The sequence below is a fragment of the Natrinema sp. CGMCC1.2065 genome, assembly GCF_051225675.1.
In the GTDB taxonomy this organism is placed as follows: Archaea; Halobacteriota; Halobacteria; order Halobacteriales; family Natrialbaceae; genus Natrinema; species Natrinema thermotolerans.
This window is the reverse complement of record NZ_JBPJSJ010000022.1, coordinates 1-13,720: the sequence shown is the minus strand read 5'-3', so window position 1 is coordinate 13,720 and position 13,720 is coordinate 1. Positions and strand designations below refer to the sequence as shown.

Annotated in this window: 12 protein-coding genes and 1 pseudogene; 10 read left to right on the top strand and 3 right to left on the bottom strand. The window is 67.7% G+C overall.

From position 1 onward, the window contains the following. Positions 1-149: 149 nt before the first annotated feature. The 7 genes from ACSBP4_RS17295 to endA all read left to right on the top strand — a co-directional run bounded on the left by ACSBP4_RS17295 (position 150) and on the right by endA (position 6,595). A complete protein-coding gene (locus ACSBP4_RS17295; protein WP_006648647.1) occupies positions 150-500 on the top strand; it encodes a hypothetical protein in 351 nt (116 codons plus the stop codon). A gap of 127 nt (positions 501-627) precedes the next feature. Continuing rightward, positions 628-873, top strand: coding sequence for a hypothetical protein (locus ACSBP4_RS17290; RefSeq protein WP_006648646.1), 246 nt, complete (start codon positions 628-630; stop codon positions 871-873). Positions 874-984: 111 nt separating this feature from the next. Beyond that, entirely contained in the window at positions 985-2,172 is a 1,188-nt protein-coding gene (locus ACSBP4_RS17285) for a DUF7345 domain-containing protein (protein WP_435552952.1), read from the top strand. Positions 2,173-2,322: 150 nt separating this feature from the next. Then, positions 2,323-3,024, top strand: coding sequence for a hypothetical protein (locus ACSBP4_RS17280; protein ID WP_435552951.1), 702 nt, complete (start codon positions 2,323-2,325; stop codon positions 3,022-3,024). 501 nt (positions 3,025-3,525) lie between these two features. After that, positions 3,526-4,191, top strand: coding sequence for a DUF4382 domain-containing protein (locus tag ACSBP4_RS17275; protein ID WP_049965114.1), 666 nt, complete (start codon positions 3,526-3,528; stop codon positions 4,189-4,191). A gap of 269 nt (positions 4,192-4,460) precedes the next feature. After that, the gene (locus tag ACSBP4_RS17270) at positions 4,461-5,237 is read left to right on the top strand and encodes a DUF91 domain-containing protein (protein ID WP_435552950.1); all 777 of its coding nucleotides are present in this window, start codon (positions 4,461-4,463) and stop codon (positions 5,235-5,237) included. Between the two features lie 281 nt (positions 5,238-5,518). After that, entirely contained in the window at positions 5,519-6,595 is a 1,077-nt protein-coding gene (endA, locus tag ACSBP4_RS17265; protein ID WP_435552949.1) for a tRNA-intron lyase, read from the top strand. A 222-nt stretch (positions 6,596-6,817) separates the two neighbouring features. Here the strand turns inward: endA and ACSBP4_RS17260 are convergent, their stop codons facing one another. Both ACSBP4_RS17260 and ACSBP4_RS17255 read right to left on the bottom strand, forming a co-directional pair. Further along, complete coding sequence (locus tag ACSBP4_RS17260; protein ID WP_435552948.1) at positions 6,818-7,744, bottom strand: ornithine cyclodeaminase family protein; 927 nt, start codon at positions 7,742-7,744, stop codon at positions 6,818-6,820. A 63-nt stretch (positions 7,745-7,807) separates the two neighbouring features. Next, positions 7,808-8,404, bottom strand: a complete 597-nt coding sequence (locus tag ACSBP4_RS17255) for a hypothetical protein (protein WP_049965116.1) — start codon at positions 8,402-8,404, stop codon at positions 7,808-7,810. A gap of 127 nt (positions 8,405-8,531) precedes the next feature. Between ACSBP4_RS17255 and ACSBP4_RS17250 the strand changes: the two genes are divergently transcribed. Continuing rightward, positions 8,532-8,969, top strand: coding sequence for a hypothetical protein (locus tag ACSBP4_RS17250; RefSeq protein ID WP_006648637.1), 438 nt, complete (start codon positions 8,532-8,534; stop codon positions 8,967-8,969). An 81-nt stretch (positions 8,970-9,050) separates the two neighbouring features. Continuing rightward, entirely contained in the window at positions 9,051-10,697 is a 1,647-nt protein-coding gene (locus tag ACSBP4_RS17245; RefSeq protein ID WP_006648636.1) for a tryptophan--tRNA ligase, read from the top strand. A 29-nt stretch (positions 10,698-10,726) separates the two neighbouring features. Here ACSBP4_RS17245 and ACSBP4_RS17240 read toward each other — a convergent pair whose 3' ends face one another. Next, complete coding sequence (locus ACSBP4_RS17240; RefSeq protein WP_435552947.1) at positions 10,727-12,796, bottom strand: PAS domain-containing sensor histidine kinase; 2,070 nt, start codon at positions 12,794-12,796, stop codon at positions 10,727-10,729. 318 nt (positions 12,797-13,114) lie between these two features. On the opposite strand from ACSBP4_RS17240, the pseudogene ACSBP4_RS17235 reads away from it, so the two are divergent. After that, positions 13,115-13,720 (top strand): annotated as a pseudogene (locus ACSBP4_RS17235) (hypothetical protein); the annotation flags it as partial.

Below are 13,720 nucleotides of genomic sequence, written 5' to 3'. Positions count from 1 at the left end.
CTGACGGTTCCGTACCTGTCCCGCTGACGTATCCCCCACCACCCCGCTGACGCTTCTTCCGAACACGACCGTCTCCCCGGCGGCGACGGCCTCACACGGGCGGTTATCGCGAGGGAGGTATCAAGTGTATTGAAAGCGTACCGGTTCGTATGGTTTCCATCGTCGGCTCGTTCGTCGCGTTTCTGGTCGCACTGGTAGTCGGCGGGCTGGCGATCTACGTCAGCGCGCGGGTCGTCGCCGACGTGGACGACTACTCACACGCGTTCGTCACGGCGATCCTCGGCGGGTTCGCGTGGGGGCTGACCGCGTGGATCCCCCTGTTTGGCCCGATCCTCGCCCTGATCGCCTGGGTCTGGGTGATCAACTGGCGCTACCCCGGCGGCTGGGGGGCGGCCGCGGCCATCGGATTCATCGCGTGGCTCGCCGCGATCGCGATCCTGTTCGTCCTCAACGCCGTCTTCCGACTCGGCGTCGGCGCGTTCGGCGTCCCTGGGGCGTAAGCGGCCCTGCCATCGGCCGACGGCGATCAATACCCAGCCGACGGTGGCGACATCCGGCTCAAATCGGCGCAAATCGCGGTCACCGACTGCCCGGTTGATAGGGGTGAGCCGCCACGCTCGAGCCGTGATGCAACGACCGATACTCACGATCGCGGTTGCACTGACACTCCTCCTCGGCGCGACCGGTGCCGCGGCGGCACAGCCCGCGGACGGCCCGCCGAGTGACCTGCCCGATCGGGTTCCGGACTTCGTCTCCGACCTCCTCGAAACGATCACCGACGTCCTCGGCGGTGCCCTCGAGGCCGTCGGCGAGGCCATCCGGAGCGTCACGCCCGGTAATGGCGCGGCCATCCCGAACGGTAACGGCGAGTGATAGTCGCCCAATACGTTCTCGTCGAATCCGGCACGGAATCCCGTTTTAGCGTGTGAGGTGCCGTTTTCCGACATCCGTGTGTTTTAAGCGAGCTGGGAAGTACCGACCCGTATGAACGGTCGCGCCGGCGTGACGGTCGCGGTCGTCGCGCTACTACTCGTCGCAGCCGGTCCCATTGCAGCGACCGGAACGGTGGCGACGGGAGGGGCCCAGTCGGAGCCGTTTACCCTCCAGCAGGACGGGATCGACGCCGACGAGGTCCGGATGGACGTCGCGCTCCGGGCCGACGGCAGCGCCGACTGGACCCTCGAGTTCTGGATCCGACTCGACGACAACGAGAGCGAGGCGGCGTTCGAGTCGTTACGCGACGATATCCGGGAGGATCCGGCAAACCACACGGCGCGGTTCGCCGAGCGGATGAACGGGACGGTCGCGACGGCGAGCAACGCGACCGGGCGGGAGATGGCCGCCACCGACTTCTCCGTCGAGACCGAGCGCCAGTCGTTCGCCCGCGAGTACGGCGTGGTCAGGTACACGTTCCGCTGGGACGGGTTCGCCGCCGTCGATGGCGACCGGCTCCGGGCCGGCGACGCCGTCGCGGGACTCTACCTCGACGACGGGACCCGACTGCTGATCGAGTGGCCCGAGGGCTACGAGCGAACGTCGGTCGCGCCCGACCCGGACGACGAGCGCGAGCGGGCCGTGATCTGGCGGGGTGACGACACCGACTTCGTCGACGACGAACCCCGCATCGTCGTCACCGCCGCGAGCGCCGCGACCGGTTCGAGTCCGCTGTTGATCGCGGGCGCGGCGGTCGTCTTACTCGGCCTCGGAGCCGCCGGCGCGTGGTGGTACCGGAACCGCGAGCCGACGGCGGATCGACCCGGCGGCGACGGGACCCCTGCGGCCGGCTCCGGGGGCGGGTCCGCGTCCGGTACCGACACCGAGTCTCCATCCGGATCGGCTGCCGAGACCGCATCGGCCGCCGACTCGAGTCCGGCGGGCACGTCTGACCCGGCAAGCGACGCCGCGGCCGAGAGCGCGGCCGCGGGAGTCGACACGGAACTGCTGAGCAACGAGGAACAGGTCCTTCGGCTGGTCAAAGAGCGGGGCGGCCGGATGAAACAGCAGGCGGTCGTCGAGGAACTGGACTGGACCGACGCAAAGACCAGCAAGGTCGTCAGTGGGCTCCGCAAGGACGGCAAGCTCGAGTCGTTCCGGCTCGGCCGCGAGAACGTCCTCTCGCTGCCCGAGGTCGACGACGGAATCGTCCCGGACTCGGCAGATGAGGACGAATGACTCGCGTCGGGCCGACCGAGACGGGTGCGGAGCGAAAACCGTCGAAATCGCCGGACGGGAGCGGATCGAAAACAGCGTTAAACGGCGTTAACCGTCGATGACCCCAAGTCCTCGCCCCGCCTGGTATCGATCGAGCGACACCCACCACCAATGAACCGACCCACATCGATCACGCTCGTTGCGGTCCTGCTCGTCGCTGCAGTCGCGGTCCCGCTGGCCGCGGCGACCGTCGCCCCGAACGGCGGCGCTCAGGACGGGACCGCCGACGAGGCAGGCAACGACTCGATCGCCCCCGGCGAACAGTTCGCCGCGGCCGTCGGCGTCCAGAACGCCGAACTCGAGGGCGACGTCTCGGAGCGGGCCTTCGGCGTGCGGTTCGCCAGCGCCGAGACGAACGAGACGAAAGCGGCCGTCATCGCCACGGAAGTCAACGAGAGCCGGCAGCGACTGGCGGAACTCGAGGACCGCCTCGCGACCCTGAACGAATCCCGTGAGACTGGCGAGATCAGCGAGGGCCGTTACCGGGCGGAAGTCGCGACGGCCGTCGCGGAGATGCGCGGGATCGAGCGCCGGGCCGCCGCGGCCGAAACCGCCGCGAGCGAGGTCCCCGACCGAGCGCTCGCCGACAGCGGGGTCGACGCCGAGGCGATCCGGACGCTCCGGGACCGCGCGGGCGAACTCGGCGGCCCCGAGACGGCGGAGACCGCTCGCTCGATCGCCGGCGACGACGTTGGCCGATCGACGAACGCGGATCCGACTCCCGACGGATCGAACGACGGAAACGGCGAGTCGCAGTCCGACGAACGCGCGGACGGTAACGCTGGAACCGACGGCGCGGCGAGTGACGGCTGAGACGGTATCGACCGAGTCGCGACGAAGCCAGTTGTCCGTGAGTAGCAGTACACTGGGCGACGAGGCCGTCCGACGAATCCGTCGGATAGAGGGACGAGACACGTCCCGACGTCATCGCGACCGAATCGCACCTGCCGAACAAGGGCAGCCACAGGACGCCATCGAGGCGGTTTCGAACGCGCGCTGTGAGCCAGGGACCGCGTCCGTACGCTACTAGCTCAGAGACATCTCGACGACTCAGATGGCTGTGACTGGGGCCGACCGTCGGGGGATCGACGAATCGCGCTCCGACGAACCGTCGCGGCGCGAACACGGCGACGCCGCTCGAGTTGTAGCGAAACGCAAGACCCGCCTAAATGCGGCCAAATCGGCGAAATTCGTCGCCATCAACTATCCGGATTAAGTGACTGTCCGAGAAGGGGAAATTGCGATGAACGGGACGAAACGACTGACGCACGGAACCGGACGGCGGTCGAACGCGGACCACACGAATTCACACTCATGACAGAACTCAATCGACGGACGTATCTCAAATCGGCAGGTATCGCAACGGCAGGATCGATCGGATTAGCGGGCTGTACCGGCGCGAACGCGGCGACCGGGACGCTCGCAACGCAGGTCACGGACCAACCGGGAGACATCGCCGACTTCGAGTCATGCATCGTCACGATCCAGGGGATCTGGGTCAAACCGAGCGGCGACGACGCCGATGACGACGGCACTGACTCCACGGACAACGAGACTACCGAGCAGCAAGACGGGAACGAGACCGTCGAAGAACAGGATGAAGGCGATGTCGACGAAAGCGATGGGCGCGAGTACCACGAGTTCGACGACCCGCAGGAGGCGGACCTCGTGAAACTGCAAAACGGGAACACGCAGCTAGTCGACGAACGCGAACTCGACGCCCAAGAATACGAGTTCCTCCAGCTCGACGTGACGGGCGTCGAGGGCGTCCTCGAGGACGGGGGCGAGGCCGACGTCGGAACGCCCGGGGATGCGCCACTGCAGTTCAAACACCGGTTCGAGATCCGCGAGGACCAGACGACGACCTTCGTGGGAGACTTCACACCCGTTCGTCGCGGTCAGACCGAACAGTATCTCCTCCAACCCGTCGCGAACGGGACGCAGGTCGAGTACGAGGACACATCGCAAAATAGCGGATAGCACAGCGATGCTGTTGCTTGGCCGATCGGTTCGCCACTGACACTCGTCGTGGCGGTCGTCCTCACCGCCTCGCCATCTGGGTACTCGCTGCACTGGGGATCGGCTTGTTGGAACCCGCGGCGATTCCGACAGCGCGTGCCAATCGGCGGCAGTAACGCGAACGGGTGCCAGTATGGCGTGATCGACCAGCGACCGAATTCGAGCGCGCGATAGCGATCTCCCGGTTTCTCGGCCGCGAATTTAAGTACGATACCGCGGCCAACGCGGCCATGATCGACGACGCGATCCGCGTGCTTGCGGGTGACTGTACCGTCATCGCCGAGAACGGCGACCGCGAGGAGTACCGGGGTCGAGTGACCACGATCGTCAAGCCCGACAACACCGTGTTGGTCCACGACACCGACGGCTACCAGCCCGTCGCGTGGCTGACTCGCGCCGACAGCGTCTCGAGCGACCGGACCGGCGACTTCACCCTCGTCGCGAAGAAGGACACCCAGACGCTACGGATCGCCGCCCACGAGCAGGACGGGTTCGCCCACTACCCCTCGTCGGCGGCCGGGACCCCCATCGGTACCTGTCCCGACTGCGACGGGACCTTAGTGCGCTCGAGCGGGGTCCACTGTGTCGGCTGTGGCGACGAGTACGGCGTCCCCGCCGACGCGACGGTCCGGGGGGACCAATGTGACTGCGACTGTGGCCTCCCCAAGATGCGCGTCGAGCGCGGGCTGGCCTTCAACGTCTGTCTCGATCGGGGCTGTGAATCGCTCGACGCGGCGGTCAAAGAGGCCTTCGACCGCGAGTGGGACTGCCCCGAACCGGACTGCGACGGCGACCTCCGGATCCTCCGGCGTGGCGGGCTCATCGCCGGCTGCGAACACTATCCCGACTGTGAGATCGGCTTTGCCGTCCCCGCCGGCGTGGTCGACGGCGAGTGTGGCTGTGGGCTGCCGACCTTCGAAACCGCCAGCGGGATCCGCTGTCTCGACGCGACCTGTGACCGGGCGCTCGAGGGGCCGCTCGAGAGCGACGCCGCGGCCGACGACTGAACCGACCACCGGTCCCGTCGACCCTCGACCACACCTCCACGACAGCACCCCGATCAGCCGCCGCTGCGGTGGGCGGGACTGAAAGGGGCTGCCTCGCTCCGGGAAGCCGGACGACGCAAGGACCGCAGCCGAACGAAGTGAGGCGAGGACCACAGCGAGTCCTGCGACTGGAGCGAGGCAGGGGCTTTCGGGGAGGCTGCATCCGAAGCGATCTCTCGCTCACGATCGACGAAGAGGAATCGATCCGCAGCCACTTAGTGCCGGCCGGCAAACACCCGGCCATGACACTCGAGGGGCGGTTCGACGCGGCCGACGGCGTCGTCCGGGTCGGCGGCGACGCGCGCCAGCGGTATCACGACTCGCGGGGGTACGGCTACCCGCTCGAGGGGAACGAGATCGCGCTCGCACCCGTGGAAGCGGCCCATCTGCTCTACCGGGGTGACCTCGAGGCGGTCGTCGACGCCGACGGGGGCGAGCGGTTGGGGTTCCGGGAGTTCATCGCTCGGGAACCCGGCGACGATTTCGGCGTACGATTTCTGGTCTACGCGGACCTGCGCTCGCGGGGCTTTTACCTCTCGCCGGCCGCGAAGCCGTGGGTCGCCGACCCGCCGGGCGGCGCGGCCGACTTCGCGGTCTTCCCGCGGGGGAAAGGCCCCGGCGACGGCGAGATCGCCTACGCCCTGCGGATCATCGGCGAGCGAACGGACATTCCCGCCACGGAACTCCAGCCGGGCGTGCTGGCGGTCGTCGACGAGGAGAGCGAGATCACCTACTTCGAGGTCGATCAGCGCGATCCCACCGGGACGTCGGGGTCCGACGCCGACCTACCCGACGGCTGCGAGGCCGACCTGCTGGCCGACCGGGTGGTCGTCTGGGAGCCGCCGCTTGACCTCTACGAGCGGACGTTCTACGGCCAGCCCCTCGAGGGCCGGGAGTACGACGAGCCGACGCTGCAGTGTTCCCTGCTCGAGGCGGCCTATCTGGCCGAACGGGAGGCGATCGATCTCGAGCCGACGACGGTTCGCGAGCGGGGCCGTGAGGTCGAGGGCGAGCGGTTCGATCGGCGGTTGCGAGTCTACGCGGCACTGCGCGAGCGCGGCGTCGTGCCGAAGACGGGCTACAAGTTCGGCGCTGACTTCCGGACCTACGCCGACGTGGAGTCCGTCGAGAACCTGGGCCACTCCGAACTGCTGGTGCGGGTGCATCCGGCCGACCACGTCTTCGAGCCGCGGGATCTGGCGCTGGACGTGCGGCTGGCCCACGGCGTCCGGAAGACGATGGTGTTCGCGCTGGTGGGCGACGAGGCGGCCGACGGCGACGGGATCGAGTGGTGGTCGCTCGAGCGATTGACGCCCTAGTAACAGGCCGGGATATCGATACCGAAGACGGGCGTTATACCGGCAACGAGGACGAAACGACGAGTGTCCTGCTCAAACTGGCAACACGGAGTAGCCACGCCCTCCCCAGCCGATTCGTTCGGTCACGCCGTTCCCTCACTCATCCCTCGCGCAACGTCGTCGGCCACCCTCACTACGTTCGGCTGGCCGACAGCGCGCGCCACCCAGAGGAAGGGCTGTCCGCTACACGAACTGCTCGAGGAACCGCTTCCCGAGGACGACCTCCGTCCCGGCCAGCCCGACCGAGCAAAACAGCGTGATATCGTCCGCGCGCTGGCGGCCGAGATCGGGGTCCTCGAGGACGGCGGCGAGTTCGACCATCCGGTCGCGGTCCGCGCCCGAGGCGATGTAGGGGCGGTCGTAGGCATCGACCTGCGGGAGCGAGTCGGTCACGATCGCGTCGGCCCGGTCGACGGCCTCGAGAGGGAGTTCGTGGGCGTCGTCGAACCGCGGGCCGATCGTCGTGACGTGGGTGCCGGCCTCGAGCCAGTCGGGGTCGAACACGGGCTCTTCGCTAGTGGTCGCACAGACGAGCGCGTCGGCCTCGCGGACGACCGGCTCGGGGTCGTCGGCCGCGCGAACGGTCGGCTCGACCTCGCCCTCGAGGGTGTCGGCGAAGGACTCGCGGCCCTCGGCGGTCGGGCTGTAGACCGCGACATCGTCGAAGTCCCGAGTCGCACACGCCGCGCCGACCTGCGCCCGCGCCTGAAAGCCCGTTCCCAGAATCCCGAGCGTGTCGGCGTCGGAACGAGCGAGCGCATCGATCGCGACGCCGCCGATGCCGCCGGTCCGAAGCCCGCCAACGGCGTGGCCCGCGAGCAGGCCCTCGAACGCGCCGGTCGCCGCGTCGAAGACCGCCACCAGTTCCGTATGGTCGTCGCCGGTCCCGTGGGTCTCGTAGACCCGAAAGCCGGCGGCGTTGGTCGGCCCAGTCGCGGCCCCCGCGGTAAAGACGAGGTCGCCCTCGCCGGCCGGAACCCGCCAGCGCGGCGGGGCCTCGAGCGTGCCGGCCGCGCGTTCGGCGATGGCGTCGCGCACGGCCTCGACGACCCCGTCGTAGTCGAACTGCGAGTACACGTCGCCGTCGGTGAGGACCGGGAAATCGGTCATGGATGCCCGGTCGGACGGCGCACCCATAACAGTATGTGGCCCGACGGATCCGGAGCTCGAGCGTCACGGAACTTCGTCGACGACGTCCCGGAGTTCGTCGGCGTCGAGCCACTCGTATGCGCGGTCACCCGTTAGCAGGAGTTCGACGTACGAAGCGGCCATTCCGTTGTCGTAGCGTTCTCGCTCGGTCTCCGGGTCCGGATAGCGTCGTTTCAGTACCCACGTCTTATCGCGATAGGTGGGCGCGAACAGTAACCCGAGTTCCCAGACGTACCCGCCGTCGAAGTCCTCGATGACGGCGACGATGTGCGTCGCCCGTCCACAGAGGATATCGAAGACGCGCGTCCACAACTCGATATCCTCGGGCGTGAGCCCGAAGTCCTCGAGTTGCATCGCGACTGCCGGCGGATCGGTCCGTGCATCGAGGCGATCGTAGACGATCCCGCGTCGGGTTGCAGCCCCCGTTTCACCTCCTGCCCCGGCGACTAGATAGCGGCGATCGTCGCCCCTGATACGATCCATCTCCGGACCGTTCACGAGGTCCTTGATCCGCTGGTGGTCGCTCGGAGTGAGGCTGACGTCCTCGAGTTCAGTCAGGAGTTCGTCTTCGTCCGGGAAACCGCGTTCGGAGCCATCACCGTCATCGTCGCCGGGTTCCATCGCTCTCGAATCGTTCCGGAAAGAATATTAATTGCGTGGTCAGTGCCAGATCAGTTGTGGAACTAATTGTGGTACCAGACTCAATTAGATGCAAGTGTTTATGATGATGGCGCTCCAATACGGGAGTATGAGGCCAGAGACGGCGGTAGCCGACCCGACGCAAGGGACGGGACGCGTTACCGACGAGGGGTTCGATACGTGGCGGGCGCTCCAGAAGGCGACCGACAAGAAGCGGGCCGACATCCTCGCGGACATCGTCGGCCACCCGAAAGGTGCCCCGAGCGTCGAGGAGTTGGACTACATGAATCCGCCGCTCAGCGACGACGCCATCCGGCGACACCTCGACGCGCTGGAATCGGTCGGCGTCGTCCGGGAACGGACGTTCGAACCCGGGGAGCGGCTTCGGGACTACCCCTACAAGTTCTACGAACTCACCGACGCGGCCCGTGACCTGTTCGACCGGAACGGCCTGTTCCCGCGGGACGCGTGGCGACGGCAGTACCGAGCCGTCGAGAAGACGGCCCGGATCCGTGACCTCGAGGAGATGCCCCGACCGGACGCCTGAACGCGTCCCTTCAGCCGTCAGTCGGTCGCGCGAGCGCCGAAGCCGAAGGCTTTTGCGCGCCGGCGCGCCAAAACGCAGGTAATGACCGGAGACGACCCACTCGAGGAGTCCGAGTCAGGGGAACCGACGACTGCGGAACCCCGCACCGACGGCGGTGAGCGATCCGCCGGATCACGATCCTCGTCGGAGCTCCGCTCCGACGGTGGTGCAGCGGGCGCGGACGACGTCGCGCTTGACCCCTGGGGATCCTCGAGCGTCTCCGACTACCGCAAGCTGTTCGAGGAGTTCGGCATCGAGGAGTTCGACGAGATCCTCGAGGAGGTCCCGAACCCACATTACCTGATGCGACGGGGGGTTATCTTCGGCCACCGCGACTACCGACCGGTCGCCGAAGCGCTGCAGAACGACGAGCCGGCGGCGGTCCTCTCGGGCTTTATGCCGACCGGCGACCCCCACATCGGCCACAAGCTGGTCTTCGACGAGATCATCTGGCACCAGCAGCAGGGGGCCGACGCCTACGCGCTGATCGCCGACCTCGAGGCGAATTCGGCCCGCGGCATGTCCTGGGCGGAGATCGACGACCACGCCCGCGATTACCTCCTGTCCCTGCTCGCGCTCGGCTTCGACCCCGAGGAGGGCGAACTCTACCGGCAGTCGACTAACCGCGAGCTGCAGGACCTGGCGTTCGAACTCGGTGCCGACGCCAACTTCTCGGAGTTCCAGGCGATCTACGGCTTCGACGGCGAGACCGACGTCTCGCACATGCAGTCGGTCGTCACCCAGATGGCCGACATCCTCTACCCGCAACTCGAGGAGCCCAAGCCGACCGTGATCCCGGTCGGCCCGGATCAGGATCCCCACGTCCGACTGGCGCGGGATCTGGCCGAACGGATGCGCTTTTTCAAAGTCTCGGAAGCCTACGCCAGCTTCGAACTCGAGCCCGAAGAGCGTGCCCTCGTGGCCGAGTTCTACGCGGACCTCGAGCCCGCCGACTTCGACGACGACCAGCTGCGGTGTGTCCACGTCGCCGAGGCGATCGAGGAGACGCCGCTGTCGGAACTCGCGGTCGACGCCGACACGCTGAGTTCGGTCCTGACGAAGCTCGAGGAGGCCGGCATGGAGCCGATCCGGCCCCGTACCCGGTTTTTCGACCGGCGGGCGACCGACGAGGCCTTCGACGCCCTGATCGACGCCGTCGAGGGCGAAAAGCGAGTCTACGAGAACCACGTCGACGCCTTCGACCTCGACCGCGCCGCGGCCGAGGAACTGGCCCGTGAGGTCGAGGTCGACAACGGCGGCTACGGCTTCCAGCCGCCGTCCTCGATCTACCACCGCTTTATGACCGGGCTGACCGGCGGCAAGATGTCCTCCTCGATCCCAGCCTCCCACATCTCCTTGCTGGACGACCCCGAGGACGGCTACGACAAGGTCAAGGCCGCGACCACCGGCGGCCGCGAGACCGCCGAGGAACAGCGCGAGAAGGGCGGAAAGGCCGACGAGTGTCCCGTCTACGAACTCTACGCCTACCTGCTGTCCGGCGACGACGACGAGTTCGCCAAGCGCGTCTACGACGAGTGTGTCGACGGCGAACGACTCTGTGGCGACTGCAAGGAACAGGCGGCGCAGCTCATGAAGGAGTTCCTCGAGGACCACCAGGAGAAACGCGAAGAAGTCGAAGACCTGCTCGAGGACGCCGACATCGAACTCGAGTCGCCGCGGCGTCGCTGACGGGAAACGACTCCCCCGGCCCCGCTCGGTCAGTCCGTGACGGTCACGCCCGTGAACTCGAACCGGGCGCCGCCCGACGTACTCTCCGTCACGCGGACGTCCCAGCCGTGGGCCTCGGCGATCGTCGCGACGATCGAGAGGCCGAATCCGGTGCCGTTGGATGCCGTCGAATACCCGTTCTCGAAGACGCGCTCGCGTTCGTCGGCCGGAATGCCCGCCCCGTCGTCTGCGACGTAGAACCCGTCCTCGAGCGGCCCGACGGAGACGGTGACCGTTGACCCGCCGTATTCGACGTCACCCTGATGAGCCTGCGAGTCGGGATTCGTCGACCCATGCTCGACGGCGTCCTGCTGAGCGTGGGAAGCAGGGCTCGTCGAACCATGTTCGACGGCGTTGTGAAACAGGTTCTCGAGGAGTTGGCGGAGCCGCGTTTCGTCGGCGTGGATCGATCCCGAGACGTCGGTTCGAAGCGTCGCAGACCCCGTCTCGACCGTCTGCCAACAGTCCGAGACGACCCGCTCGAGGTCGACGGCGTCGATCGCGTCGACCTGCTCGCCCTGCCGGGCGAGCGTCAGTAGGTCGTCGATGAGCCGGTCCATTCGGTCGACCGCCTCGTGGCAGTGTTCGAACGGCTTCGGGTCCCCGGTCGCTTCGGCCTGCTCGAGCCAGCCGGCGAGGACGTTCAGCGGGTTCCGCAGGTCGTGGCTGACGATGCTGGCGAACCGCTCTAGCTGTTCGTTCGTTCGCTCGAGTTCCCGCTCGCGTTCCTTGCGCTCGGTGATGTCGTGGGCGGAGGCGATCAGCGAGACGACCTCGCCTGCGGCGTTCGTGACTGGCCGGATCGTCCCCGTGACGGTGAAGGTGTCGTCGGTGCCGACGTGGTCGCGCTCGTAGTCGACGTACTCGCCGGCGGCGGCGCGATCGGTCCACTCGCGGACGTCGGCCCGCGCGTCCTCGGGCCACCACGGCGTGTCCCAGAACGGCTCGCCGACGATCGACTCGAGGTCCGCATCGATGGCTGCCATCGCCGTCTCGTTCGCCTGCACGAGCGTTCCGTCGGGCTCGAGCAGCCCGACGAGGGTCTTCGGGTCCTCGAAGACGGCCTCGAACCGGCGCTGGTACCGACGGAGGTCCCGTTCTCGTTCCTTGAGCGAAGTGATCTCACGTCCCTCGGGAACGAGCAGCGTCACGTCCCCCGAATCGTCCCGGATCGGCCGGATCGAGAAGTCGATGATGGCGATGTCGTCCGTACCCTGCATCTCGATCGTTCGCCGGACGAACTCGCCGTCGGCGGCCCGCTCGACGTCCCGTTTGGTCTGCTCACGCAGCGACGCCGATCGATCGAACCAGTCGGCTTCCCAGAAGGAACGGCCGACGACATCGTCCCGGTCGAGTCCGGCGAACGCCAGTGCAGTATCGTTGGCCTCGAGGATCGTACCGTCCGGCTCGAGGAGGCCAGTGAACTGAGACGTCCGGTTGAAGATCGCCTCGTAGCGGTCATCAGCTACCGGCCGGCCGGTGCCGTCGCGATCGATCGGGAGATCGACCGCGGTATCGACGGTATCGTCTGAATCGGTGCGGGCCGGCCGCTCGGCCGCTCGCTCGAGGGGGGTCTGTCGAGATCGCTCGTCGCCCGTCGTCGCGTCAGCGAGTAGTGTACGCGACTGGTGGCGTCGGACGAGCAGTGAGTGGACGCGCCGACGGAGTCGGTCGGGATCGAGCGGTGTATCGACGACCGCGTTGACGAGTTGTGGCTCGTCGCTCTCGGAGGGGTCCGCGACGGCGATGTCGTCGGTACGGGAATCGCGACGAAGCAAGATGACGGGGGTAAACGCCGGTCGGTCGGCCGTTCGCTCCCGGAGCGAGGGGGCATACTCGGAGAAACGATCGGAGTCGACGACGAACAGGTCCGCATCGGCGACGGGACCGCCGATCACCAGCTCGTACCGATCGGAGAGCAGGGCCTGGACCTTCGTTCGACGGTCGTCGGCAGCGAGCAGTAGCTGGACGGTCGAATCGTCCGCCCCGGCCTCCCCGTCGTGTCCCGCTTCGGTCATTCGTATCGAAACGTCGATCAGGTCCGTCCGCAGGGCGAACACAGCGCGTCTCGGACTCCCCCCGTTCGCCCGGCTGTGGTCGCGAGCGCGACCAGTACCGGCCCTCACCGATCTCGTTTCGCTAGAACGAGTCGACCGGCTTGGTAGTTGTGGCAGAAACGCGGGGGTCGATCTCGTTCTCCGGCATCCGTCGCCGGTTTCGGGTTACCATCGTCCGCCGGCCGGCGGGGTGAGCGATGCGCGCTGCCCGTCGCTTCCGGGCCGACGACCGCTGTCCGCGTCCATCCGGTCGGCTCGCGTATGCGTTGTCCTGCGTCTGACGAGGATATATGTGCCCGTTCGTGGAACCGGGAGCCACCGATGGCCCTGGCCCTCCCGACCACTGACGATCCGCCGGTCGCCGCCGACGTCCTCGGCTCGTTCGGCGTCACGCCGGCCGACGTGACCGCAGCCACGTCGAGCGACGGCTCCCTCGAGGCGGCGCTGGCCGACGCGTTCGCGACCGACCGCGACCGGACGGCAGTGCTTCGCCGAACGATCGCCCGGAGCGACCGCGGGATCGCCTGTGACGCTCGCTACCGGACGGCCGCGCTCGAGCGGGCACTGACCGGCGTCTTCGAGTCGGTCGGCTGGTCGCTGGCGGTCGAGCGTACCGGCGACGGACTGGGACTCACCGCCACCGATCCGCGCGGTCGGAGCCGCGAGACGACCGTGACCTACCCCGAGACGCCGCTGGGGACCGACAACCTGCCGGCCGTCCTGTGGGCGATCACCGAGGACCTCTTCGCGGGGACCGACGCGCGGTTCGTCCTGCTCTCTGCGGGCGTCGACCGCTGGCGGGCCGCGCTGGTCGACGAGTCCGCCCTCGAGCGCCTCCGGGAGTCGTACGGGCCGCGGATCGACGCGTTCGATCGCCCGCTGCTCCCCGAATACGGGCTCGGGGCGTACGTGCCCGCGACCAGCGCC